The organism is Methylobacterium sp. 275MFSha3.1 (assembly GCF_900108435.1).
Taxonomy (GTDB): Bacteria; Pseudomonadota; Alphaproteobacteria; order Rhizobiales; family Beijerinckiaceae; genus Methylobacterium.
On the sequence record NZ_FNWP01000002.1, the window covers coordinates 56161 to 81151 of the forward strand.

Consider the following 24991-nt stretch of genomic DNA (forward strand, 5'->3'; position numbering starts at 1 on the left):
CGCGATCGTCAGACACCTATTCAGGATCGGGTGAGCGGCCAGGGCGCGCGGCGCTCACGTTTCCGGCATCGCGCGGACGGCCTCCAGCACGAACACGCGGATCGCCGAGGACAGGTTCTGGCCGTCGCGGCCGGCGTCGATGTGCCCGATGAGGGCCTGGACCGACTGGCCCCGCGCCTCCGCGATCGCCCGCAGGGCCGCCCAGAACGGGTCCTCCAGGGACACGCTGGTCCTGTGGCCGGCGATCATCACGGAGCGCTTGGTGATGCCCGGGCTCATGGCGAGGCGGCTGCGCGTCCCGTCCTCGCGAGCGGAGCGAAGCGATCCAGGGCAGCGCGACCCTGGTCGGCGTGGCGCGACTGGATCGCTTCGCTCCGCTCGCAAGGACGGTGGGGCTGCTGCATCCGGATCTGCTCTCAGTCTGCCGGATCGGGCTCGCCCCGCTCCAGGCGGTGGCCCTCGTGCCGCTCGGTCTCCAGGGCCTTGCGGCGCTGCTGGAGGGTCCTGGCCTTCTTCGGCTGCCCGAAGGCGATGCGGTTGGACTCGGCCTTCGTGTCGGCCTCGGCGCGGGCCTTCGCCTTGCGGACCTGACGCAGGTTGATGATCTCGGCCATGGATCGCCTCCCGGCAATGGCGGCCGGCGCGGGACACCCGCGCCGGCCAAATACCCAAGAAACTAGTCGGCGCTGGGGGCCAGCATGGTCTCCGGCCGGACCACGCGCTCGAACTCCGCCTCGGTCACGTAGCCGAGGCGCAGGGCCTCCTCCTTGAGTGTCGTGCCGTTCTTGTGCGCGGTCTTGGCAATCTCGGCGGCCTTGTCGTAGCCGATCGAGGGGGCGAGCGCGGTGACCAGCATGAGCGACCGGCTCATCAGGTCGGCGATCTTGTCCTCGTTGGCCTTGATGCCGACGACGCAATTGTCGGTGAAGCTCACCGCCGCGTCGGCGAGCAGGCGGATCGACTGCAGCACTGCGTTGGCGATCACCGGCTTGAACACGTTGAGCTCGAAATTGCCCTGGGAGCCGGCGAAGCTCACCGTGGTGCCGTTGCCGATCACCTGGGCGCAGACCATCGTCAGGGCCTCGCACTGGGTCGGGTTGACCTTGCCGGGCATGATCGACGAGCCGGGCTCGTTCTCGGGGAGCGACAGCTCGCCGAGGCCGGAGCGCGGGCCCGAGCCGAGGAAGCGGATATCCTGGGCGATCTTGAACAGGCCGGCGGCGAGCGCGGAGAGGGCGCCCTGCGTGAACACCAGGGCGTCGTGGGTCGCGAGCGCCTCGAACTTGTTCTCGGCCGACGTGAAGGGCAGGCCGGTCAGCTCGGCGACCTTGGCGGCGAAGCGCTCGGCGAATTCCGGATGGGCGTTGAGGCCGGTGCCGACCGCCGTGCCGCCCTGGGCGAGCGCCAGCACCCCCGGCAGGGTCGCGGCGACCCGCGAGCCGCCGAGGGCGACCTGCGCGACGTAGCCGGAGAATTCCTGGCCGAGGGAGACCGGCGTCGCGTCCTGCAGGTGGGTGCGCCCGATCTTGACGATCGCGTCGAAGGCCTTGGCCTTGGCGTCGAGGGCGGCGTGCAGGTGGGAGAGCGCCGGCAGCAGGCGGCCCTGGATCTCGCGGGCCACCGCGATGTGCATGGCCGTGGGGAAGGTGTCGTTGGAGGACTGGCCGCGGTTGCAATGGTCGTTCGGGTGGACCGGCGACTTGCCGCCGCGCTGGCCGCCCAGGCGCTCGTTGGCGAGGCTGGCGATCACCTCGTTGGCGTTCATGTTCGACTGGGTGCCCGAGCCGGTCTGGTAGATGACGAGCGGGAACTCGTCGTCGTAGCGGCCCTCAACGACCTCGGCGGCCGAGGCCGCGATGGCGTCGGCGAGCTTCGGGTCGAGGGCGCCGAGATCCTTGTTCACCAGGGCGGCGGCCTGCTTCACGACGCCGAGGGCGTGGACGAGCGGCGCCGGCATCCGGTCGGTGCCGATCTTGAAGTTCTGGATCGAGCGCTGCGTCTGCGCGCCCCAGTAGCGATGCGCCGGGACCTCGATCGGACCGAAGGTATCGGACTCGGTGCGGGTGGCGGTCTCGGTGGGCGACATCGTGGCCTCTACGTCTGGTGCAGTGCGGTGCCTACTTAAATGAGGCGCGGGTGAATCGCGATGCCGGTTTTCCCCGGCGCGCCGACAAGGGCGGGGCTCTGTTCCCGCCGGACAAGGAGCCGATGAGCGCCACGATCGATCTCTCCGAACCGATGGCCGGCACCCGGTTCCGCCCCGTCGTGCCGCCGCCGCTGAAGGAGCCGCTCGGCCTGTTCGAGTTCCTGCGGGCGGCGCGCAAGAACCCGATCACCACCTGGATGGACGCGCATTTCAAGCTGCCGGTCGTGGCGGCCGAGGGCGCGATGGGCCGGATCACCCTGGTGAGCGACCCGGCGCTGATCCGCTACCTGCTCATCGAGAACCCCGACGGCTACCGCAAGGACGACCTCCAGCGCCGCGTGCTGGCCCCGGGGCTCGGCAACGGCCTGCTCAGTGCCGAGGGCGACGAGTGGCGGCTCCAGCGCCGGACGCTGGCGCCGATCTTCAACGCCCGCACGGTCCAGGGCTTCTCCGACGCGATGAACGCCGCCGGGGCGCGGCTCGGCCGCCGCCTCGTCCGCCGCGACGGCAAGCGGGTCGACGTCGCCCTGGAGATGACCCGCGTCACCCTCGACGTGCTGGAGCGGACGATCTTCACGCAAGGTTTGCCGAGCGATCCCGACGCGCTGGGCCGCGCGATCACGCGCTTCCTCGAGGCCGTCGGGCCGATCGACCCCCTCGACGTGTTCGGCGTGCCCGATTTCGTGCCGCGGATCGGCCGGTTGCGGGCGCGGCCCGCGGGGCGCTTCTTCGCCGAGGTGGTCGACGAACTGATCGCACGGCGCAAGGCGCTGATGACGGGGGGCGAGGCGCCGCGGGACCTGCTGACGCTGCTGCTCGCCGCGCAGGATCCCGAGACCGGCAACGGGCTCTCGGACCTCGCCGTGAAGGCCAACATCGTCACCTTCATCGCCGCCGGCCACGAGACCACGGCCAACTCCCTGACCTGGGCGCTCTACTGCCTGTCGCAGGATCCCGCCGCGCAGGCGCGGGTCGAGGCCGAGGTCGACGCGGCCGGGCCGGGGGATTTCGCCGTCGAGCGCCTGCCCTTCACCCGGGCGGTGATCGAGGAGGCGATGCGGCTGTTCCCGCCGGTGCCGTTCCTCAGCCGGCAGGCGGTCCGCGACGACCGGCTCGGCCGGATCAAGGTGCCGCGGGGCTCGCTGGTGATGGTGGCGCCCTGGGTGCTCCACCGCCACCAGCTGCTCTGGGATGACCCGGAGGCCTTCGTGCCGGAGCGGTTCCTGCCCGAGAACCGGGACGCGATCCCGCGCTTCGCCTACCTGCCGTTCGGGGCGGGGCCGCGGGTCTGCATCGGCCAGAGCTTCTCGATCCAGGAGGCGGTGATCGTGCTGGCCCACGTGGTCCGGGCGGTGCGCTTCCGGCTGCCGGCGGATCACCCCGCGGTCACGCCGCTCCACCGGGTGACGCTCCGGCCGGAGCACGGCTTGCGGATGGAGGCCGAGCGGCGGGCGTGAGCGGGTTGACGGGTTCCCCGTGCGTTCTCACATTGCCGGAACGGGTCAGCAGAGTCGCGCTGGCTGAGATCGGGCACGAACCGCGATGGTCGACACCGTTGCTCCCGTGACGCTGGATTATGCCGAGCAGGTCGCCCGCGTCCTGCGCTCCAATGCGGAGACGGAAAAGTTCGTGGCCGAGCAGCGGAAGCTGATCGACGAGCAGACCAAGCTTCAGGCCGAGGCGGCGAAGCTGCACGCCGAGACGCTCAAGCTCGGTCGAGACCGTGTCCTGGCCCCGCTCTCCATCGGTTTCGCCGGCATGGCAGCCGCGGCCGCATTCTTCGGCGCGGGCGCCGCGTTCGTCAAACTTCTGAGCCCCTGACCGTCGATCTGAAGCACGACCGGCGCTGGCGCGGTCCGAAATGCCTGCCGCGACTGTGTGAAGCTCCCTGGGCGATCGTCTGGGCGACGTTCGGTCGAGGCCGGCTATGGAGCACGCCCCCGAGCTTCGATTTGAGCGCGCTCCCATCGCCTCGCCTCGCCGCGCCTGAGCCTGACGGATCTCGCAGCTGAAGGTCGTGACCGAGTCGGCCAGGGGCGATCTCAGCTCTTCTTGCGGAAGGCGTCCAGGCTCACGACCTCGGCGCTGCCCTCCTCGCCCTCCTTCTTGGCGGCGGGGCGGGGGGCCTTGTCGTCGGTCTTGCCGGCGTCCTTCTCGCCCGGGGCGGCGGGCGCGGGAAGACCCTTCGGCGCGCCCGCGCCGATCGTCGCGAGACCGGCGCTCTTGGGCCGCACCTCGCCGGGTTCCGAGCCGGCGCCGCGGGGACCGGGCTTGGCCGGGGCGGCGTTGGCCTCCTCGGGGGTCTCGCCGGCCTCGCTGAGGTCGAACTTCAGGCCGAACTGCACGGAGGGGTCGAAGAAGCCCGACAGGGCGTCGAACGGCACCAGCAGGCGCTCCGGCACGCCCGAGAAGGACAGGCCGACCTCGAAGGCGTGCTCGGTGACGTTGAGGTCCCAGAACTGGTGCTGCAGGACGATCGTCATGTCCTGCGGGTACTTCTCGCGCAGGGCCTGCGACATCCGCACGCCGGGGGCCTCCGTCCGGAACGAGACGTAGAAATGGTGCTCGCCCATCAGCCCCTCGCGGGCCGCGTCGGTCAGGACCTTGCGCACCACGCCGCGCAGGGCGTCCTGTACCAGGAGGTCGTAGCGGATCAGGTCGTCTGCCATCTGCGGTCGCGCTCTCGCCCGGTCTGCCCGGCGCCCCGCCGCGGATGGCCGGACCGAGGACTGAAGTGGAGGCTTCTGTTGCCAGGCGCCTCCGAACCCCGCCTATGCGGAGCTACCCGCTAGGACTTCAGGTCGATATTGGGGACCGCTTACGCGGCCACCGCCACCGGAGCAAAGTTGTCGTTGGCAACTATTGCAAAGGCCCGATAACGGCGGAACCATGCCGAGCGAAAGCTCAACCTTTACGCCCTCGTCGATCCTATTTCGCCCCCGCCGAAGCCCCGGTTCCGATCACGCCCCTTGCGGCAGCATGTCCTGGGCTCGGGTGGAGACGCCGGGTACCGCCCCCGGGTCCGATAGGTTTATTGCGAAGAACGTTTATCGCCATAGCCGGCCTCGCGACCGGCTCCCGAGATATAGAGGGGATCGGTCCGGTTTTGAAGCCCGATCGTGTCGCGCCGCCGCCTCATTTGGAGCCTCCGGGGGAGGCTGTTGCCGGAAGTGCGCAGTCGCGCGCCGCCGTCCCCGACGCGCGGGGCCCGCTCGAGCGCGCCTGGGGCGCGACGTGGCGGCTCGGCGCCCTGGTCGCCCTCGTGGTCGTCTATCTCGGCGCGGCGAGCCTCCTGTCCCTCGCCACGGTGCGCGTCGGCTTCGACCTCTGGAGCGGGATCGACCCGTTCCTGCCCCCCGAGCGGCGCCCGTTCCTGGGCGCGGTGGAACTCGCCCACCGGGCCTTCGCGATCGACGCCCTGCGCCAGGTCTACCTCGCCGCCCTGGTGCTCGGCGGCGCGTGGTGGCACGACCGGGCCGGTTGGCGCCGCCGCCTCGCCCTCGACCGCGAGCGGCCGAACGGCATGCGGCCGGTCGCGCTGCTGGGCCTCCTGCTGGTCTGGCCGGTGCTGCACATCGCCTGGGTCACCGGCACGGCGGAGCTGTTCGGCGCGAGCTTCGGCCAGCACGTGCGGCTGTCGCCGTTCATGAGCCAGGCGGCGGTCGCGGCCTGGCTCGCCTATCTGGCGATCCTGGCGCCGGTGGCCGAGGAGCTGCTGCTGCGCGGCGAGGCCTTCGCCCGCGCCCGGGCGGCCGTCGGACCCGCGGGGGCGATCCTGGTCACCGCGCTCATCTTCGCCGCCGCCCACATCTCGTCCTGGGGGCTCGCCCGGCCGGTCTCGCTGCTGCCCCTCGCCCTGGCGCTGGGCTGGCTGCGCTGGCGCACCGGCCGCCTCTGGCCCGGCATCGCCCTGCACGGCTGGTCGAACCTCGCCCTGGTGACCTACCTGCTCTGGCCGGTCTGAAGGTCGGCTTGGCCGACAGGGCGCCGCGCGCAGGCCTGCGCCGGAGCGGCTCCCGCGCGACGGCGGTGGACATATGGCGGCGGCGCGCTTGCCGGCCGGCGCGCCGGCGCGCAGGAATGGGCGATGGACGCTTATCACGACCTGCTCCGGCGCATCCTCGACGCGGGCGTCGCCAAGGACGACCGCACCGGCACCGGCACGCTCTCGGTGTTCGGCCACCAGATGCGCTTCGACCTGTCGGCGGGCTTCCCGCTCGTCACCACGAAGCGGCTGCACCTGCGCTCGATCATCCACGAGCTGCTCTGGTTCCTGGCGGGCGACACCAACGTGGCGGCGCTGAAGGCGAACGGCGTGACGATCTGGGACGAGTGGGCGGACGAGCGCGGCGATCTCGGCCCGGTCTACGGCAAGCAGTGGCGCTCCTGGGAGAAGCCCGGCGGCGGCACGGTCGACCAGATCGCCTGGGTGCTCGACGAGATCCGACGCAACCCCGATTCCCGCCGCCTGATCGTGTCGGCCTGGAACCCGGCCGACCTCGACCGGATGGCCCTCGCGCCCTGCCACTGCCTGTTCCAGTTCTACGTCAGCGAGGGGCGGCTCTCCTGCCAGCTCTACCAGCGCTCGGCGGACGCCTTCCTGGGCGTGCCGTTCAACATCGCGAGCTACGCCCTCCTGACCCACATGATCGCCCAGGTGGCCGGCCTCGGGGTCGGCGACTTCGTCCACACCTTCGGCGACGCGCACCTCTACAGGAACCACCTGGAGCAGACCCGCACCCTCCTGGCCCGGGAGCCGCGCCCGCTGCCGCACCTGCGGCTCAACCCGGAGGTGCGCGACCTCTTCGCCTTCCGGTTCGAGGACATCGCCATCGAGAACTACGACCCGCATCCCGCCATCGCGGCCTCGGTGGCGGTATGAGCCCGATCGTTTCCCTGGTCGCCGCCGTCGCCCGCAACGGCGTGATCGGCCGCGACAACGGGCTCGCCTGGCATCTCTCCAGCGATCTCAAGCGCTTCAAGGCCCTGACCATGGGCAAGCCGATGCTGATGGGCCGGCGCACCTGGGATTCGATCGGCCGGCCCCTGCCGGGGCGCCGCACCCTGGTGCTGACCCGGGACACGGGCTTCCGCGCCGAGGGGGTCGAGACCGTCCACGACTGGGACTCCGCGCTGGCCGCCGCCGGGGCGGAGCTGATGGTGGTCGGCGGCGCCGAGATCTACGCGCTCGCGCTCCCGCACGCCGACCGGCTCCACCTCACCGAGGTCGAGGCCGAGCCCGCCGGCGACGTGCGATTCCCCGCCTTCGACCGCGCCCGCTTCCGGGAGGCGTTCCGCGAGGCGCACCCGGCGGGCCCGCGGGACGAGCACGCCTTCGCCTTCGTCGACTGGGAGCGCGCACGCTGAGGCGCGCCGCCGCATTTGCGTTCCGCGCCGCGCATGCCCACCTGCCAGCCTTGACAGCACGGGGCGTGCGCCCGCAGGTGCCTGTCGGGTGCGCGCGCTCACGCCGGGCCTGCACATCCTGCGGGAAGATGCGCGTGCGGGCCCTCGAGGCCTCCAGCCGGGAGCGGTCGCGGTGCGATCGGTCCGGATGGTCGGGACTAGGCGGGCGAGCGTGGCCGTTCAGGCAGGGGGCGCCGGTCGGGACGTGGGCCGGGCGCGGACAGGCAGGAGACGACGGCTAGGATGCCTTGGAGCAATCAGAGCGGCGGCGGGGGGCCCTGGGGCCGGCCCGGCGGTAACGGCGGTGGTCCCTGGGGTGGCGGCAGCGGCGGCGGCGGTGGCAAGACGCCGCCGAACCTCGAGGACCTGCTCCGGCGCGGGCAGGACCGCCTGCGCGGTCTGATCCCGGGCGGCGGTGGCGGTTCGGGCGGCGGTTACGGCGGCGGCGGCTCGACCGGCGTCGGCGGCGGCCGCAGCGCGGCGGTGATCGCCGTCCTGGCCGTCGCCATCTGGCTCGCGACCGGCTTCTACACCGTCTACCCCCGTCAGGTCGGCATCGAGACCATCTTCGGCCGCTACGTCGGCACCAAGGGCGAGGGCCTGCGCTACAACTTCCCCTATCCGATCGGCGGGGTGGTGAAGCCGGATGTCGGCTCCCAGAACTCGATCCAGATCGGCTTCCGCGCCGGCCCGAACGGGCAGGGCCGCAACCGCGACGTGCCGGACGAGAGCCTGATGCTCACCGGCGACGAGAACATCGTCGATCTCGACTTCGAGGTGCAGTGGCGGGTCAACCCGCTGAAGGCCTCCGACTTCGTGTTCAACCTCCAGAATCCGGAGGGCACCATCAAGGCGATCTCCGAGAGCGCGATGCGCGAGGTGATCGGCCGCCGCAACATCCAGGCGATCCTCACCAACGAGCAGTCGAGCATCGCCCAGGAGGTGAAGGAGATGGTCCAGAAGGCGCTCGACGAGTACGGCGCCGGCGTGCGCATCGAGGTGGTGCAGCTCGTCTCGGTCAACCCGCCGCCGGAAGTGCGCCCCGCCTTCATCGACGTGAACGCGGCCCAGCAGGACGCCGACACGGCGCAGAACGAGGCCAAGACCTACGCCAGCCGCGAGGTGCCGCAGGCCCGCGGTAAGGCGTCCCAGATCGTCCAGCAGGCCGAGGCCTACCGGACGAAGGCGACCGCCGACGCCACCGGCCAGGCCGCGCGCTTCAGCGAGGTCTACGCCTCCTACAAGGCCGCCCCGGCGATCAGCCGCGAGCGGATCTTCCTGGAGACGATGGAGAAGGTCCTGGGCTCCGTGAACAAGGTGATCATCGACCAGAACGGGACGCAGCCCGGCGGTACCACCGCGGCCGGCGTGCTGCCGGTGCTGCCGCTCTCCGAGTTCGGCGCCCGCGCCCAGACCCAGACGGGAGCTGCCCGATGAAACAAGCTCTCCGCACCGGCCTGATCGTGGTCGCGGCCATCGTCGCGATCGGCCTCTACGCCTCGATCTTCACCGTCGGCCAGATGCAGCAGGCGCTCGTCCTGCAGTTCGGCCGCGTCCGGGCCGTCCTCAACGCCACCGGCGAGGACAAGCCCGGCCTGTACTTCAAGATCCCGTTCATGGAGAACGTGGTCGTCTTCGACAAGCGCGTGCTCGACCTCGACCTGCCGGTCCAGACGGTGCTCACCGCCGACCGGCAGAACCTGGAGGTGGACGCCTTCGCCCGCTACCGGATCGTCGATCCGCTGCGCTTCTACCAGGCGGTGGGCAATATCGGGCTGGCCAACCAGCGGCTCGCGAGCTTCACCAATTCCGGCCTGCGCAACGTGCTCGCCCGCTCGACCCGCGACGCGATCGTGAAGACCGATCGCGGGCAGCTGATGCACCAGATCCAGGAGGACGTGAACCGGCAGGCCAAGGCGCTCGGCATCGAGATCGTCGACCTGCGCATGACCCGCGTCGACCTGCCCGCGCAGAACTCGGCCGCCGTCTACCGGCGGATGAAGACCGAGCGCGAGCGCGAGGCCGCCGATATCCGCGCCAACGGCGACCAGATCGCCGCCACGATCCGCGCCAAGGCCGACCGCGAGGTCACGGTCATCCTGGCCGAGGCGACGCAGAAATCCGAGCAGCTGCGTGGACAGGGTGACGCGGACAAGAACCGCATCCTCGCGGACGCGTTCGGGAAGGACGCGGATTTCTTCAGCTTCTACCGCTCGATGCAGGCCTACGAGAGCGGGCTGAAGGGATCCGATACCCGCCTGGTGATCAGCCCGAACACGGACTTCTTCCGCTTCTTCAGCGATCCGCAGGGTCGGGCACCCGCCCCGGCCGCCCGCGGGCCGCGCGGACCGGCCGATCCGAGCGCCACCACGGGGTCGACGACCGGCTCCACGGTGGGGACGGCGCGCTGAGGGGGCCCGTTGGCGCCCCGGTGCCCGCGGATTACCTTGCAGGACAACCCGCGGGCGATCGGCCATCGGTCGAGGCCCGCGGGACCGGAAACGCGTTCATGAAGAGGTCGACCATGCACCCCGTCGCGAGCGCCCCCGAGGCGCCGTTCGACCGCGCCCCGGCGCGGCCCCGCTCCCGCGCCCGCGCGGTGATGGCCTCGATCCTGATCGGCGCCTCGGTCACCGTCTCCGTGGCCGCGGCCGCCCTGCCGGTGCCGGCCTTCGCCAAGGGGCCGGCCTCCCTCGCCGATCTCGCCGAGCAGGTCACCGACGCGGTGGTGAACATCTCCGCGTCCACCACCGTCGAGGCCCGCGCCGGCCGTGCCGGGCCGCAGGTGCCCCCGGGCACCCCGTTCGAGGACCTGTTCGAGGAGTTCTTCAACCGCCGCGGCGGTCGCGGCGGCGGTGGCGGCGGTGACGGCGACGGGCCGCGTCAGCAGCGCAAGTCGAACTCCCTCGGCTCCGGCTTCATCATCGATTCCGCCGGCCTCGTGGTGACGAACAACCACGTCATCGGCGACGCCAACGACATCCAGGTCATCCTGCACGACGGCACGAAGCTGAAGGCCGAGATCGTCGGCAAGGATTCGAAGATCGACCTCGCGGTCCTGCGGGTGAAGCCCCCGGCCGACCGCACGCTGAAGGCCGTGCCGTTCGGCGATTCCGACAAGATGCGGCCGGGTGACTGGGTCATCGCCATCGGCAACCCGTTCGGGCTCGGCGGCTCGGTCTCGGCCGGCATCGTCTCGGCGCGGGGCCGGAACATCGAGTCCGGACCCTACGACAACTACATCCAGACCGACGCGGCCATCAACAAGGGCAATTCCGGCGGCCCGCTGTTCAACATGGACGGCGAGGTGATCGGCATCAACACGGCGATCCTGTCGCCGACCGGCGGCTCGGTGGGCATCGGCTTCGCGGTCCCGTCGGGCACGGCCAAGCCCGTGATCGACCAGCTCCGCGACTTCGGCGAGGTCCGCCGCGGCTGGCTCGGCGTGCGCATCCAGAACGTCGACGACACCACCGCAGAGGCGCTCAACCTCAAGGGCGGCGCGCGGGGCGCCCTGGTGGCCGGCGTCGACGAGAAGGGACCGGCCAAGACCGCCGGGATCGAGGTCGGCGACGTGATCCTGAAGTTCAACGGCGCGCCGGTGAAAGCCTCGGGCGACCTGCCGCGCATCGTCGCCTCGACCCCGGTCGGCCAGAAGGTCGACGTGGTCGTCATGCGCAAGGGCGAGGAGGTGACGAAGCCCGTCACCCTCGGCCGCCTGGAGGACGGCGACAAGCCGCAGCTCGCCAACCTGCGCCAGCCGGAGCCCGAGAGCGCGACCCGGCAGGCGCTGGGCCTCAACCTCTCCGGCATGACCGACGAGCTGCGCAAGAAGTACTCCATCAAGGACACCGTGAAGGGCGTGGTCGTCACCCGGGTCGACCCGAACTCGACCGCCGCCGACAAGCGGATCCAGCCCGGCGAGGTGATCGTCGAGGTCGGCCAGGAATCGGTCAGCACCCCCGCGGAGGTGACCAAGCGGATCGACGCCCTCAAGAAGGATGGGCGCAAGTCGGTGCTGCTGCTGGTGGCGGGCGCCACCGGCGACGTGCGCTTCGTGGCCGTCGGCCTCGACTGAGCGGCCTCGACCGCGTTGCCGAGGGCCGTCGCTCCGCGGGGAGCGGCGGCCCTCGCGCGTTCAGGGGGCCCACATTGACGCTGCGCCGCGGCACGGCACACTGGGGCCGCGAGTCGGTGCGGCTCGGGCGGGTTCGGACCCATGACGGCCGTAGCGTTCGACACCCTGAAGTTCGCCCGCGCCCTGCGGGAGAAGGCGAAGCTGTCGCCCGAGCAGGCGGAGGGCCTGGCCGACGCGCTGGTGGACGTCTTCGACGGGAATCTTGCAACCAAAGCCGACATTCGCGACGTGCAGGCCGAACTGCAGATCGTCCGCGGCGATATCGAAGCCCTCAAGATACAGACCCGCGGCGACATCGAGGCACTGCGACTCACGACCCAGGCGGATATCGAGGGGCTTCGCATCTCGACCAAGGCGGATTCTGACAGTCTTCGTCAGTCGACCAAGTCGGATATCGAAGCCCTCCGCCTATCCACAAAAGCCGACATCGACAGCCTGCGCCTCGAGACCAAGGCCGACATCGAGGCCGTGAAGGGCGCGATCGCCTCCGCGAAGGTCGAGACGGTGCGCTGGCTCGTCGGCGCGATCGGCTTTCAGACGCTCGCCGTGCTCGGCGCGGTCATCGCCCTGACCCGCACCCTCCACTGAGCCTCACCCCACGAACTCCGCCGCCGCGTAGCCCTGCAGGTACAGGAGCGCGGTGAGGTCGCCGTGCTCGACCCGGACCCGCGCCGCGGCCGCGACCGCGGGCTTGGCCCGGAACGCCACCCCGAGGCCGGCCTCGCCCAGCATGTCGAGGTCGTTGGCGCCGTCGCCGACCGCGAGGGTCTCGGCGGCGCCGAGGCCGAGCTGCCCGCGCAGCGCGATCAGCGTCGCGCGCTTCTCGGCCTTCCCGACGATCGGGTCCTCCACCAGGCCGGTGAGCCGCCCGTCCGCCACGCCCAGCACGTTGGACTGGTGCTCGTCGAAGCCGATCATCGCGGCGATCGGGCCGGTGAACAGGGTGAAGCCCCCGGAGACTAGGCAGGTCTGGGCGCCGTGCGCCCGCATGGTCCGCACCAGCGTGCCGCCGCCCGGGGTCAGGGTCAGGTGCTCGGCGATCAGCCCGTCGACCGCGCCGACCGGGATGTCCTTCAGGAGCGCGACGCGCTCGCGCAGGGCCGGCTCGAAGGCGATCTCGCCCCGCATCGCCCGCTCGGTGATCGCCGCCACGTGGTCCTTGAGGCCGAGCGTCCCGGCGAGCTCGTCGATGCATTCCTGCTCGATCATGGTGGAATCCATGTCGGCCAGGAACAGGCGCTTGCGCCTGTGCGCGTCGGCGGGCAGCACCGCGAGGTCGATCGGCTCGCCGGCCAGCGCCGTGCGCAGCCTGTCGGTGAGGGCCGCCGCGGCCGCGGGCTCGCCCGGCACCAGCAGCTCGGCCGCCACCTCGCCGTGCAGGATCCGGGGCTGGTGCTCCGTCCGCAGCACGGCGCGCGTCTCGGCCAGCACCGCGTCGGTGATGGACGGCCGATCCGGGTTTGCTATCAGGACCGCGACCAGCATCGTGGAGTTTCGCCTTGCCGCCAGACCGGGGGGAAGCCGGGGGGCGCCCGGCCGCGGTCCTCATCGCAGGGCCCACCGCGTCGGGCAAGTCGGCGCTGGCCGCCCGGCTGGCGGAGCGTCACGGCGGCGTGGTGATCAACACCGATTCCATGCAGGTCTACGCGGACCTGCGCCGCCTGACCGCCCGTCCGGACCCGGACGAGGAGGCGCGCGTGCCTCACCGGCTCTACGGCCACGTCGACGGCGCCGTGAACTACTCCGCGGGGCACTTCTCGCGGGACGCGGCGGCGCTGCTGGCGACGCTCGGCGGGCGCCTGCCGGTCTTCGTCGGCGGCACCGGCCTGTACTTCCGGGCGCTGGAGCAGGGCTTCTCGGAGCTGCCGCCGGTGCCCGACGTCGTGCGGCGGCAGGTGCGGGACGCGGCCGAGGGCCGCCCGACCGAGGCGCTGCACGCCGAGCTCGGCCGGCACGATCCCGAGGGGGCCGCCCGCCTGCGGCCGAGCGACCGGATGCGGGTGATGCGCGCCCTGGAGATTTTTCTCGCGACGGGCCGGCCGATCGCCAGCTTCTACGGCGATCCCGTTCCCGGCCCGCTCGCCGGGCGGAACCTCCAGAGAATCTTCCTGGCACCCGACCGGGCGGTGCTGCGGGCCCGGATCGACGCCCGCTTCCGGACCATGATCGCCGAGGGGGCCCTGGACGAGGTCGCCCGCCTGCGCGCGCGCGATCTCGACCCGATGCTGCCGGTGATGCGCGCCCACGGGGTGCCGGGCCTGATCGCCCACCTCGACGGGGCGATGAGCCTCGAAGCGGCGATCGTCCGGGGGCAGGCGGACACGCGGGCCTACGCCAAGCGCCAGGTCACGTGGTTCCGCCACCAGATGGGGGAGGCGTGGCGCTGGGTGGATCCGGAATCCGCGGGGGTCGAGGAACTGTTCTGAGGCGAGCGTCCGACCCGCCGGGGGAGACCGGCGCGCGGCGCCGCGATCCAGGCGGCCCCCTCTCGCGCGTGAGAGGGAGCCTGTCGCGTCTTGCCCGGTCCTCGGCTCCGGGCGAAGGCCGGAGCCCTCAGCGCTCCAGCCGCGCCACGAGGCTCGACGTGTCCCAGCGGTTGCCGCCCATGGCCTGCACCTCGGCGTAGAACTGGTCGACGAGGGCCGAGACCGGCAGCTTGGCGCCGTTGCGGCGGGCCTCGTCCAGCAGGATGCCGAGATCCTTGCGCATCCAGTCGACCGCGAAGCCGAAGTCGAACTTGCCCGCGTTCATGGTCTTGCCGCGGTTCTCCATCTGCCAGGAGCCGGCGGCGCCCTTGGAGATCACGTCGAGCACCGCCTCGACGTCGAGGCCGGCGCGCTTGGCGAAGTGGACGCCCTCCGACAGGCCCTGGACGAGGCCGGCGATGCAGATCTGGTTGACCATCTTGGTGAGCTGGCCGGCGCCGGCCGGGCCCATCAGCCGGCAGGCGCGGGCGAAGGACCCGATCGCACCCTCGACCTTGGCGTAGGTCGCCGCGTCGCCGCCGCACATCACGGTGAGCACGCCGTTCTCGGCGCCCGCCTGGCCGCCGGAGACCGGCGCGTCGATGAAGCCGAGCCCCTTGGCCTCGGCCGCCGCGGCGAGCTCCCGGGCGACCTCGGCGGAGGCCGTGGTGTGATCGACGAACACCGCGCCGGGCTTCATGCCGGCGAGCGCCCCGTCGTCGCCCAGCACGACGCTGCGCAGGTCGTCGTCGTTGCCCACGCAGGCGAACACGATCTCGGCGCCCTCGGCGGCCTGCCGGGGCGTGGGCGCGTGGGCGCCGCCGTAGGTCTTCACCCAGGCCTCGGCCTTCGGGGTGGTGCGGTTGTAGACGGTGACGTCGTGGCCACCCTTCTTGGCGAGGTGTCCGGCCATCGGGCCGCCCATCACGCCGAGACCCAGGAATGCGACCTTCGCCATTGTCGTGCGCTCCTCGCGGGCCCGACCGCGCCGGCGCCCTTCCATCTCCGACGGCGGGCGGCGACGGAGCTCGGCAGCCGGGCCGTGAAGGGGGTCGGGGCCGTGCCGGGGGACCCGATGTGACAGATTGGGCGTCGTGCCGCCGCCGACGCTGCATCACAGCTCGGATCGCTTGCGTCAACGCCGGACCAATAGGATAACCCGCCCGTGTAGCCCGGGACCACGAAGTCCCAGCCGGAGCCCCCCGCGCGGCCCCGCGCGCGAGGCGTTCGGTCAGGGAGTGGGACATGGGTACGGCGATCGGCAGGCACGGGCCCTGGGCCCTCGTGGGGGCGCTCGGCGCCGCGGCGCTGGCGATCGTGGCGAGCCAGCGCGGCGAGACGATCAATGCCCTCTGGATCGTGGTCGCGGCGGTCTGCGTCTACCTCATCGCCTACCGCTACTATTCCCAGTTCATCGCCGACAAGGTGATGCGGCTCGACCCGAAGCGCGCGACCCCCGCGGTGCGCCACAACGACGGGCTCGACTACGTGCCCACCAACCGCGGCGTCCTGTTCGGCCACCACTTCGCGGCGATCGCGGGCGCGGGCCCGCTGGTCGGCCCGGTGCTCGCCGCTCAGATGGGCTACCTGCCCGGCATGCTGTGGATCCTGGCCGGCGTGGTCCTCGCGGGCGCCGTGCAGGACTTCATGGTCCTGTTCGTGTCGATGCGCCGGGACGGCCGCTCGCTCGGCGAGCTGATCCGGGCCGAGCTCGGCACGATTCCCGGCATCATCGCCCTGTTCGGCACCTTCCTGATCATGGTGATCCTGCTCGCCGTGCTGGCGCTGATCGTCGTCAAGGCGCTGGCCGAGAGCCCCTGGGGCACCTTCACGGTGATGTCGACGATCCCGATCGCCATGCTGATGGGCGGCTATTCGCGCTACATCCGGCCGGGCAAGATCGGCGAGGTCTCGATCCTCGGCTTCGTCCTGCTGATGCTGGCGATCGTCGCCGGCGGCTCGGTGGCGGCGAGCCCGGTCTGGGGGCCGGCCTTCACCTTCACGGGCCCACAGCTCTGCTGGATGCTGATCGGCTACGGCTTCGTGGCGTCGATCCTGCCGGTCTGGCTGCTGCTGGCCCCGCGCGACTACCTGTCGACCTTCCTCAAGATCGGCACCATCGTGGGCCTCGCGCTCGGCATCGCCTTCGTGGCGCCGCACATGCAGATGCCGGCGGTCACCAAGTTCGTGGACGGCACCGGCCCGGTCTGGGCGGGCAGCCTGTTCCCGTTCCTGTTCATCACCATCGCCTGCGGCGCGGTCTCGGGCTTCCACGCCCTGATCTCGTCGGGCACCACCCCGAAGCTGATCGCCAGCGAGTCCGACGCCCGCTTCATCGGCTACGGCGGCATGCTGATGGAATCCTTCGTGGCGATCATGGCGCTGGTCTCGGCCTGCGTGATCGACCCGGGCGTCTACTTCACCATGAACTCGCCCGCGGCCCTCGTCGGCACGACGCCCGAGACCGCCGCCGCCGCGGTGACCAAGCTCGGCTTCGCCACGACGCCGGAGGTCATCACCCAGACCGCCGCCGACGTCGGCGAGCACACGATCATCTCGCGGGCCGGCGGCGCGCCGACCCTCGCGGTCGGCATGGCCCACATCATCTCGTCCGCCATCGGCGGCAAGGCGATGATGGCCTTCTGGTACCATTTCGCGATCTTGTTCGAGGCGCTGTTCATCCTCACGGCCGTGGACGCGGGCACCCGCGCCTGCCGGTTCATGGTGCAGGACCTCGTGGCGCTCGCGGTGCCGTCGTTCAAGAACACCACGTCGTGGGGCCCGAGCATCGCGGCGACCGCCATCTCGGTGGGGGCCTGGGGCTACTTCCTGTACCAGGGCGTGACCGACCCGCTCGGCGGCATCAACACCCTGTGGCCGCTCTTCGGCATCTCGAACCAGATGCTGGCCGCGGTGGCGCTGACGCTCTGCACGGTGGTGATCTTCAAGATGAAGCGCGAGCGCTACGCGTTCGTGACCATCATCCCGACCGCGTGGCTGTGCATCTGCACTCTCACGGCCGGCTGGCAGAAGATCTTCTCGGCCGACCCGAAGATCGGCTTCCTGGCGCACGCCGAGCGCTACGCGGCCGCCGCCGCCGAGGGCAAGATCCTGGCGCCTGCCAAGAACGCCGACCAGATGAGCCAGATCATCCTCAACGACCGGATCGACGCGGTGCTGGCGGCCCTGTTCATCGGCCTCGTCGTCGCCATCGCGGGCTTCGGCATCGCCGCCTGCCTGAAGGCGTGGCGCGCCGATCGCTGGACCGCGCTGGAGACCGAGCCGCACATGGTCCCGGCCGAGTAGGAGGTCCCATGCTGCCGTCGTCGAACCTGCGGGACCGGATCCGGACGCTGTCCAAGTGCGTCTGCGACGGCGCCCGCCTGATGGTCGGGCAGGGGGACTACGCGGCCTATGCCGAGCATGTCCGCCGCACCCATCCCGACCAGGCGCCGATGAGCGAGGTGGAGTTCTTCCGCAACCGGGAGAACGCCCGCTTCGGGGTCGGCAACACCGCGGGCTTCCGCTGCTGCTGACAGGCGGCCGGTGAGCCTGGTCGTCCTTGCTTCGCTGCGCGCGCGATGACGGCGGCGTGTCCTCGCCGCGGACCGGGCCCCGCTCGCTGCGCGGACCCGATCGGGCCCGGCCGGCGTTCTCCACGCCGGAGGGCCGCCCGGCCCTCGCGCGACGCGGAGAGCCGATGACCGACCAGAGCGTGCAGGATCCGATCGAGCCCCGGGCCGTCAACACCGCCCATGCCTGGGAGCGGGCCTACTGGGCGCGCCGGTTCATGGTCCCGGTGGAGCAGGTCGAGGCCGCCGTGGCGGCGGTCGGCGACGATCCGGCCCGCGTGGCCGCCCATCTCGGGCGCGACTGGCCGGGCCACGAGCCCGCCACCTGATCCCGCCGCGCCAGGACTAGTCCTCCGCGATCCCGGGCTTAAGCTCGGCCGCATCTTGACTCCGCCGCCACAATATCCGCCATCTCAGGCCCGACGGGAGGTCGGCATGAGCATTTTCCAGGACGCCATCCTTCGGTTCGGCCGCACGATCATGTCGTACGCGGGCGACGCGGTCTTCCTGCAGGCCGCGGTCTCGTCCGCCGCCAACGTCATCGTGGCCGATGGCGACGTGGGCGAGGAGGAGATCGAGTCGGCGATCACCGGCATCCGCGCCAACCCGATCCTCGAGAAATCCTACGACACGTTGCGCGTCGAGCAGGAGCTCTACGAGGCGATCACCCGGGCCAAGACCCGGGCCGGGCGGCTGGAGAACCTGCGCCATGTCGGCGCCATCGCGGATCGTCCGATCGAGCAGCGCCAGGACGTGTTCCTGATCGGCGCGGACGTGGCCGATATCGACGGCATCAGCGAGGTCGAGCACAAGGCGCTCGACGAGATCGCCGGGGCGCTGCAGGTCGACAAGTCCGCCCTGCTGCGCTGATCCGGCCGGCCCGTCGCCCGGCAGACCCCGGGACGGCGCGCCGGGAGCGCTCTCCCCGTCCGGCACCCGCATCCCGAGGTGACGCGGCCCGGCCCGCCGTGCCGGGTCTTCGCGGACGCCGGCGCGGGCGCGAGGCCGCCGCCATCCCGAACCTGCGGCGACGCGGCCCGTCCCTTGCCTGACCGGACGTGATAGCGAAACAGTCCGGGTTTAGCCGGTGAGCCGGTATACAACGCGGAGTTGCCGGCCCGGGGCCGGACGGCGGAGACCGCATGGGCCTCGTCCTCTACGCGCTCAAGTTCCGGATCACGACCTACGTGCTCGCGGTCCTGATGATGCTCGGCGGCGTCGGGGCGATCGTCGTCGCGCCGAAGGACGTGCTGCCGGTCGTCGACATCCCGGTCGTCGTGGTGGTCTGGACCTATACCGGCCTCTCGGCGCCGGAGATGGAACAGCGCATCACGACCTACGCCGAGTACGGCATCTCCAACAACGTCAACAACATCCGCCGCATGGAGTCGACGACGCTCCAGGGCACGGCGGTGCAGCGGATCTACTTCGAGCCCACCGTCAGCCTCAATCTCGCCATCGCCCAGGTGGTGTCCTCGACCAACTCGATCCGCGCCGTGATGCCCCCCGGCACGCAGCCGCCGGTGATCGTGCGCTACTCCGCCTCCTCGGTGCCGGTGATCCAGCTCGCCCTGACCTCGGCCAAGGAGAGCCTCAACCAGGTCTACGACTACGCCCAGTACCGGATCCGCCAGACCCTGGCGCAGGTCCCGGGCTCGACCCTGCCGTCGCCCTTCGGCGGCGCGCCCCGGCAGATCATGGTCGACCTCGACCTCAACGCCCTCCAGGCGCTCGGCCTGACGCCGCTCGACGTCACCAACGCCATGACGGCCCAGAACCTGACCGTGCCGTCCGGCCTCGCCAAGATCGGCGAGCAGCAGTACCCGGTCCAGCTCAACGGCACCCCGCCGTCGATCGAGACCCTGAACCTCGCGCCGATCAAGGTGGTGGCCGGCCAGCCCGTGCTGGTGCGCGACGTCGCCTATGTCCGCGACGGCGGCCCGCCGCAGGTCAACGTGGTCAGCGCCGACGGCCAGCAGGCCGTGCTGATGCAGATCATCAAGAACGGCAACGCCTCGACCCTGAGCGTGGTCAACAACGTCAAGGCGGCGATGCCGACGATTCGCGCCGCCGCGCCCGAGGGGCTGGCGATCAAGCCGCTCTTCGACCAGTCGGTCTACGTCTCGAACGCCATCGAGGGGGTGCTCCACGAGGCGCTGACCGCGGCGGCCCTGACCGGCCTCGCCATCCTGCTGTTCCTCGGCTCCTGGCGCTCGACGATCATCGTGCTGATCTCGATCCCGCTCTGCGTCATGACCTCGCTCGCCGTGCTGGCGGCGCTCGGCGAGACCATCAACGTGATGACGCTGGGCGGCCTGGCGCTCGCGGTCGGCATCCTGGTGGACGACGCCACGGTGGCGATCGAGAACACCTACCGGCTGTTCGAGGAGGGCGAGGAGTTCCGCGAGAGCGTGGTCCACGGCGCCGCCGGCATCGCCAAGCCGGCGCTGATCTCGACGCTCGCGATCTGCGCGGCCTTCACGGCCGTGTTCGCGCTCACCGACACGCCGAAATACCTGTTCACCCCGCAGGCGCTCGCGGTCGTGTTCGCGATGCTGACCTCCTACCTGCTGTCGCGGACCCTGGTGCCGCTCCTGATCGACGTGATCGTGGCGCCGGAATACCGCCAGAAGCACGCCAAGGACCGGGACGCGCACCATGACGCGCACCCGGCGCAGCACGCGGCGCCCCGGCGGGGCCGGATCGCCCGGGCCGTCGGCCTCGTGGGCGCCCCCGCGCTGCGGCTCGCCGGCCGGATCCACGGCGCGTTCGAGCGCGGCTTCGCGCGGTTCCACCGGGGCTATGTCGGGCTGCTCCACGCGGTGCTGCGCCACCGCATCGTCACCCTGGGCGCCGTCGGCGGCGTGCTCGGCATGACCGGCGTGCTGTTCGTGTTCGTCGGCCAGGACTACTTCCCGCAGATCGAGGCGAGCCAGATGACCATGCATCTGCGCACCCGCGTCGGCATGCGCATCGAGACCGCCCGGCAGGTCTTCGCCGAGGTCGAGGACACCGTCCGCGAGGTGATCCCGGCGGGTGAGGTCGACCAGATCCTCCAGAACATCGGCCTGCCGTCGAACAACTACAACTTCGCGTTCTCGGACGGCTCGTTCGTCTCCTACAATGACGGGCAGATGCTGATCAGCCTGAAGGAGGGGCACGGCCCGGTGGCGGGCTACATGAAGCGCCTGCGCGAGGTGCTGATGAAGCGCTTCCCCGACGTGGTCGTCTACTTCCAGCCCGCCGACATGATCACCCAGATCCTGAACTTCGGCGTCCTCACGCCGATCGACGTGCAGGTCTCCGGCCGGCACAAGGAGAAGGACCTGGAGGTCGCCCAGCGCATCGTGCAGCGGCTGAAGCACACGAAGGGTCTCGTCGACGTCCACCTGCAGCAGATCGTCAACGAGCCGCAATTCTACGTCGACGTCGACCGGCGCCTCGCCTCCGAACTCGGGCTGACCGAGCAGCAGGTGGCGCAGAACATGAACATCTCGCTGTCCGGCAGCTACCAGGTCACGCCGAACTTCTGGCCGGACCCGAAGACCGGCATCCCCTACCAGCTCTGGGTGCAGACGCCCGAGTACCGCAACAGCTCGCTCACCGACCTGCGCAACACGCCGATGTTCGTGCGCGCCGCCGCGACCTCCGGCTCCGGCCCCGGGGTGCTGACCCTGCTGTCGAGCCTCGCGGACATCCGCCGGACGCCGACGCAGACCATGATCAGCCACGTCAACATCCAGCCGACCTTCGACATCTTCGCCTCGGTGCAGGACCGGGACCTCGGCTCGGTCGCGCGCGATATCGACAGGATCGTCGAGGACGAGCAGAAGAACCTCGAGGCGCCGGACAAGATCGTCGTCCGCGGCCAGATCGAGAACATGCGCTCGGCCTTCTTCCGCCTGGAGATCGGCCTCGGCATCGCGCTGATCGCCGTCTACCTGCTGATGGCGGTGAACTACCAGAGCTGGGGCGACCCGTTCGTGGTGATCGCCGCCCTGCCGATGGCCTTCTGCGGCATCACCTTCGCGCTGTTCGTGACCGGCACGCCGTTCTCGATCCCGTCGATCTTCGGGGCGATCATGTCGGTGGGCATCGCCTCGGCGAACTCGATCCTGCTCGTCACCTTCGCCAAGGAGCACCGGGAGGAGACCGGGTGCAGCGCCCTGGAGGCGGCGATCACGGCGGGCGAGACGCGGCTGCGGCCGGTGCTGATGACCGCCTCGGCGATGTTTCTGGGGCTCATCCCGATGGCCTTGGGCACCGGCGAGGGCGGTGAGCAGAACGCCGCGCTCGCCCGCGCGGTTATGGGCGGCATCGCCTTCGCGACGCCCGCGACCCTGCTGCTTGTGCCCTTCCTCTACGTGCTGATGCGCGGCGGCCCGGCGCGGCCGGTGCAGGATTACCTGGAGCCGGAGGGCCGCCCGGCGGCGGCGTGAGGGACGGCGGCGCGTCGCGCGCCGCGGCCGGTGTCGCTGGCCCGATCCGGATGCCTGACCGTCGGATCCCGGTCGGGGGGATGCCCTTGCGGGTCGCTCACCCCTCCTTGAAGCCGTATTCCGGCGTGTCGTCGTCGTTGCCGTAGTACTTGTACGGCAGGAACTTGCCCGACATGGTGAGCTTCACGCGGTCGCCCTTGTTGTTGGCCTCCCGGGCCATGTCCATGTTGAAGTCGATCGCCGACATGATGCCGTCGCCGAACTCCTCTTGGATCAGCTCCTTGAAGGTCGTGCCGTAGACCATCACCAGCTCGTAGAACCGGTAGATCAGCGGGTCGGTGGGCGGCATGGACGGGATCGAGCCGCGATAGGGCGGCTCGTTGAGCATCCGCTCCTCGGCGGCGGTGAGGCCGAAGAGCTCGGCCGCCCGCTTGGCCTGGGCCTTCGGGAGCTTCATCTGGCCCATGCAGGCCGCGGTGATCAGGAACGGCGACAGGCCGCCGATCTCCGCGTGGATGTGCTTCCAGCTCCACCCCTTCTCGCGCTTGATGTCGAGAAGCTTCTCGGTGAGGTCTTCGCGCTTCATCGTCGGCTCCCGGATCTCGATCTGCGATGGGTCCGGTGAGGCCGCGCGCTCCGCGGCCCCACCCACCCGGTGCGGGTGCGCGTCCGGACCGCGACCGGTGAGGGGGGACGGTCGCGTCCGGACGCGGACATCCGCCGGGCGTCGTCGCGGCGCGCCTTCGGGAGCGGTGCCGGCCGACGGGCGGACAGCCTCACTCGGCAAAGGGTGTGCCAGAAGGGATGCCGGAGAAATCGCTCGGTCTGCCAGAGGTTTGGGTCGCCGGATGTCGCTCACGACATCTCGTTGGAAACGAGATATCGTGAGCCAATGACGATATATCGTGAGTCCGGTGCCGCCGGAAGCTTCGGGCCGGTCTTCGAGGCGAGCCCGGATCCCATGCTGGTGCTAGCGCCGGAGGAGGACCGGGTCGCGGACGCCAACCCGGCGGCGGCGCGCCTCCTCGGCTACGGCCGCCCGGCGCTGCGCGGCGCACGGGCGAGCGCCCTGTTCCCGGACCAGCTCCCGGCGCTCACGGTCTTCACCGAGGCCGCGCTGGCCCGGGGGCACTGGTGGACGCGCACATTGGCGCCGCGCGACGCGGCCGGACGCGACCTGCGGGTCGAGACCGCGGCCTTCCCGCTCCCGGGCGACGCGATGCGCCTCCTCGTCACCCTGGCGGACCCGGACACGCTCCACCGCCGCCAGGTCGACGGCGAGGCCGAGGCGCACATGCGCGCCGGCCTCTCGGAGTGGCAGCGCGTGGAGCGCATCTTCCGCGACATCGAGCGGGGCAACCAGCTGATCCTGCGCGCGGCCGGGGAGGGGATCTACGGCGTCAACGCGGAGGGTGTGACCACCTTCGTCAACCCGGCCGCCGCGCGCATGCTCGGCTGCGAGGCCGCCGACCTCGTCGGCCGGGACATGCACGCCGCCGTGCACCACACCCGCCCGGACGGGAGCCACTACCCCCACCGCGACTGCCCGATCTACGCGGCGTTCCGGGACGGGACCGTGCACCAAGTCGATCACGAGGTCTTCTGGCGCGCCGACGGCACCGCCTTCCCGGTCGAGTACACCTCGACGCCGATCCGCGACCGGGGGCGCCTGCTCGGCGCCGTCATCGTGTTCCGCGACATCAGCCAGCGCCGTGAGGCCGAGGCCCGCCTGACGAGCGCACTCGCCGAGGTCGATTCCCTCCGGGAGCGCCTGGAGCTGGAGAACGCCTACCTGAAGGAGGAGATCCGGGCCGAGCGCCAGCACCAGGGCATCATCGGCCGCTCGCCCGCCATCGCGGCGACGCTCCGGCAGGTCGACCGCGTCGCCGCCACCGACGCCACCGTGCTGATCACCGGCGAATCCGGCACCGGCAAGGAGCTGATCGCCCGGGCGATCCACGAGGGCAGCCGCCGCAGTGCCCGCCCGATGATTCGCGTCAACTGCGCGGCGATCCCCCGCGAGCTGTTCGAGAGCGAGTTCTTCGGCCACGCCAAGGGCAGCTTCACGGGGGCGCTGCGCGACCGGATCGGCCGGTTCGAACTCGCCGACGGCGGCACGCTGTTCCTCGACGAGGTCGGCGAGATCCCCCTCGACCTCCAGGGCAAGCTGCTGCGCGTCCTGCAGGAGCGCTCGTTCGAGCGGGTCGGCGAGGCGCGCACGCGGGCGGTGGACGTGCGCGTGGTCGCGGCCACCAACCGGGACCTGCGCGCCGAGATCCGGGCGGGCCGCTTCCGGGAGGACCTCTACTTCCGCCTCAACGTCTTCCCGATCCAGGCGCGGCCCCTGCGCGAGCGGCCCGAGGACATCCCACCGATCGCCCAGCACCTGCTCCGGGTCGCCGCGCGCCGCCTCACCGTCCCGGAGCCGCGCCTCACGGAGGGCGATGTCCGCCGCCTCTGCCGCTATTCCTGGCCCGGCAATGTCCGGGAACTGGAGAACGTGATCGAGCGGGCGGTGATCCTGTCCGCCCGGGGACGCCTCCGCCTCGACCTGCCCGACGGTGAGGCGACCGGACCCGCGGACGCGGCCAGCCCGGCCGCGCCGCCCGGCGGGCGGCCCGCCACCGAGGCCGAGCGCCGGGCGCGCGACCGCGCCGAGATCGTCGCGGCCCTGGCGCTGGCGGGCGGCCGGATCTCCGGGCCGGGCGGCGCGGCCGCGCTCCTCGGCCTTCGGCCGACGACGCTGGCCTCGCGGATCAAGGCACACGGGATCCCGCGCGGCTGATCCGGCGGGCCCTTGATCCGATCTTAAGGCCGCTGTGCCT

23 protein-coding genes and 1 other RNA gene are annotated in these 24991 nt (G+C 71.3%); 16 read left to right on the top strand and 8 right to left on the bottom strand.

Going from position 1 to position 24991, the window contains the following annotated elements:
- Positions 1–54: 54 nt before the first annotated feature.
- The 3 genes from BLW78_RS00280 to fumC form a co-directional block, all read right to left on the bottom strand.
- Entirely contained in the window at positions 55–279 is a 225-nt protein-coding gene (locus BLW78_RS00280) for a ribbon-helix-helix domain-containing protein (RefSeq protein ID WP_020091300.1), read from the bottom strand.
- 137 nt (positions 280–416) lie between these two features.
- Positions 417–614 carry a DUF4169 family protein gene (locus BLW78_RS00285; RefSeq protein ID WP_056524383.1) on the bottom strand — a complete coding sequence of 66 codons (198 nt, stop codon included), beginning with the start codon at positions 612–614 and terminating at the stop codon, positions 417–419.
- A gap of 62 nt (positions 615–676) precedes the next feature.
- Positions 677–2086: a class II fumarate hydratase gene (fumC, locus tag BLW78_RS00290; protein ID WP_020091298.1), complete on the bottom strand. Its 1410-nt coding sequence runs from the start codon at positions 2084–2086 to the stop codon at positions 677–679.
- Positions 2087–2208: 122 nt separating this feature from the next.
- On the opposite strand from fumC, the gene BLW78_RS00295 reads away from it, so the two are divergent.
- The gene (locus tag BLW78_RS00295) at positions 2209–3603 is read left to right on the top strand and encodes a cytochrome P450 (protein ID WP_091676448.1); all 1395 of its coding nucleotides are present in this window, start codon (positions 2209–2211) and stop codon (positions 3601–3603) included.
- An 85-nt stretch (positions 3604–3688) separates the two neighbouring features.
- Positions 3689–3967: a hypothetical protein gene (locus BLW78_RS00300; RefSeq protein ID WP_056524376.1), complete on the top strand. Its 279-nt coding sequence runs from the start codon at positions 3689–3691 to the stop codon at positions 3965–3967.
- Positions 3968–4188: 221 nt separating this feature from the next.
- Here BLW78_RS00300 and BLW78_RS00305 read toward each other — a convergent pair whose 3' ends face one another.
- Together BLW78_RS00305 and ssrA are read right to left on the bottom strand one after the other, a co-directional pair.
- Positions 4189–4815 carry an SspB family protein gene (locus BLW78_RS00305; protein WP_020091294.1) on the bottom strand — a complete coding sequence of 209 codons (627 nt, stop codon included), beginning with the start codon at positions 4813–4815 and terminating at the stop codon, positions 4189–4191.
- Between the two features lie 64 nt (positions 4816–4879).
- Positions 4880–5261, bottom strand: a transfer-messenger RNA (tmRNA) gene (ssrA, locus tag BLW78_RS00310).
- On the opposite strand from ssrA, the gene BLW78_RS00315 reads away from it, so the two are divergent.
- The 7 genes from BLW78_RS00315 to BLW78_RS00345 all read left to right on the top strand — a co-directional run bounded on the left by BLW78_RS00315 (position 5253) and on the right by BLW78_RS00345 (position 12278).
- Positions 5253–6110, top strand: coding sequence for a CPBP family intramembrane glutamic endopeptidase (locus BLW78_RS00315; RefSeq protein WP_170855058.1), 858 nt, complete (start codon positions 5253–5255; stop codon positions 6108–6110). The two genes, ssrA and BLW78_RS00315, sit on opposite strands and share 9 nt — an antisense overlap.
- A gap of 123 nt (positions 6111–6233) precedes the next feature.
- A complete protein-coding gene (locus tag BLW78_RS00320; protein WP_091675571.1) occupies positions 6234–7028 on the top strand; it encodes a thymidylate synthase in 795 nt (264 codons plus the stop codon).
- Positions 7025–7513 (top strand): dihydrofolate reductase, encoded by a 489-nt coding sequence (locus BLW78_RS00325; protein WP_091675573.1) that lies wholly within the window; start codon positions 7025–7027, stop codon positions 7511–7513. Before BLW78_RS00320 ends, BLW78_RS00325 begins: the two co-directional genes overlap by 4 nt.
- A 282-nt stretch (positions 7514–7795) precedes the next feature.
- On the top strand, positions 7796–8989 hold the full coding sequence (gene hflK / locus BLW78_RS00330; RefSeq protein WP_091675576.1) for an FtsH protease activity modulator HflK: 1194 nt from the start codon (positions 7796–7798) through the stop codon (positions 8987–8989).
- Positions 8986–9963, top strand: a complete 978-nt coding sequence (locus tag BLW78_RS00335; protein WP_091675578.1) for a protease modulator HflC — start codon at positions 8986–8988, stop codon at positions 9961–9963. The genes hflK and BLW78_RS00335 overlap by 4 nt, the downstream gene beginning before the upstream one ends.
- Positions 9964–10076: 113 nt before the next feature.
- Positions 10077–11630, top strand: coding sequence for a DegQ family serine endoprotease (locus tag BLW78_RS00340; protein WP_091676451.1), 1554 nt, complete (start codon positions 10077–10079; stop codon positions 11628–11630).
- Between the two features lie 141 nt (positions 11631–11771).
- Positions 11772–12278, top strand: a complete 507-nt coding sequence (locus tag BLW78_RS00345; RefSeq protein WP_091675581.1) for a coiled-coil domain-containing protein — start codon at positions 11772–11774, stop codon at positions 12276–12278.
- Between the two features lie 3 nt (positions 12279–12281).
- On the opposite strand, the gene serB is transcribed toward BLW78_RS00345, so the two are convergent.
- Positions 12282–13175 (bottom strand): phosphoserine phosphatase SerB, encoded by an 894-nt coding sequence (gene serB, locus BLW78_RS00350; RefSeq protein WP_091675584.1) that lies wholly within the window; start codon positions 13173–13175, stop codon positions 12282–12284.
- A 14-nt stretch (positions 13176–13189) separates the two neighbouring features.
- Between serB and miaA the strand changes: the two genes are divergently transcribed.
- Positions 13190–14116: a tRNA (adenosine(37)-N6)-dimethylallyltransferase MiaA gene (gene miaA, locus BLW78_RS00355; RefSeq protein WP_056524343.1), complete on the top strand. Its 927-nt coding sequence runs from the start codon at positions 13190–13192 to the stop codon at positions 14114–14116.
- A gap of 127 nt (positions 14117–14243) precedes the next feature.
- Here miaA and BLW78_RS00360 read toward each other — a convergent pair whose 3' ends face one another.
- Entirely contained in the window at positions 14244–15113 is an 870-nt protein-coding gene (locus BLW78_RS00360; RefSeq protein ID WP_020091284.1) for an NAD(P)-dependent oxidoreductase, read from the bottom strand.
- Positions 15114–15400: 287 nt separating this feature from the next.
- Here BLW78_RS00360 and BLW78_RS00365 point away from each other — a divergent pair, with 287 nt between their 5' ends.
- The 5 genes from BLW78_RS00365 (at position 15401) to BLW78_RS00385 (ending at position 22166) form a co-directional block, all read left to right on the top strand.
- A complete protein-coding gene (locus BLW78_RS00365; RefSeq protein WP_091675586.1) occupies positions 15401–17461 on the top strand; it encodes a carbon starvation CstA family protein in 2061 nt (686 codons plus the stop codon).
- Between the two features lie 8 nt (positions 17462–17469).
- Positions 17470–17691 carry a YbdD/YjiX family protein gene (locus BLW78_RS00370; RefSeq protein ID WP_020091282.1) on the top strand — a complete coding sequence of 74 codons (222 nt, stop codon included), beginning with the start codon at positions 17470–17472 and terminating at the stop codon, positions 17689–17691.
- 164 nt (positions 17692–17855) lie between these two features.
- Positions 17856–18056 (top strand): DUF3606 domain-containing protein, encoded by a 201-nt coding sequence (locus BLW78_RS00375; protein WP_091675589.1) that lies wholly within the window; start codon positions 17856–17858, stop codon positions 18054–18056.
- Positions 18057–18162: 106 nt separating this feature from the next.
- The gene (locus tag BLW78_RS00380; protein ID WP_020091280.1) at positions 18163–18597 is read left to right on the top strand and encodes a tellurite resistance TerB family protein; all 435 of its coding nucleotides are present in this window, start codon (positions 18163–18165) and stop codon (positions 18595–18597) included.
- 272 nt (positions 18598–18869) lie between these two features.
- Entirely contained in the window at positions 18870–22166 is a 3297-nt protein-coding gene (locus BLW78_RS00385; RefSeq protein ID WP_091675592.1) for an efflux RND transporter permease subunit, read from the top strand.
- 97 nt (positions 22167–22263) lie between these two features.
- On the opposite strand, the gene cynS is transcribed toward BLW78_RS00385, so the two are convergent.
- The gene (gene cynS / locus BLW78_RS00390) at positions 22264–22752 is read right to left on the bottom strand and encodes a cyanase (protein ID WP_029358676.1); all 489 of its coding nucleotides are present in this window, start codon (positions 22750–22752) and stop codon (positions 22264–22266) included.
- 306 nt (positions 22753–23058) lie between these two features.
- On the opposite strand from cynS, the gene BLW78_RS00395 reads away from it, so the two are divergent.
- A complete protein-coding gene (locus BLW78_RS00395) occupies positions 23059–24951 on the top strand; it encodes a sigma 54-interacting transcriptional regulator (RefSeq protein WP_091675595.1) in 1893 nt (630 codons plus the stop codon).
- Positions 24952–24991 lie beyond the last annotated feature (40 nt).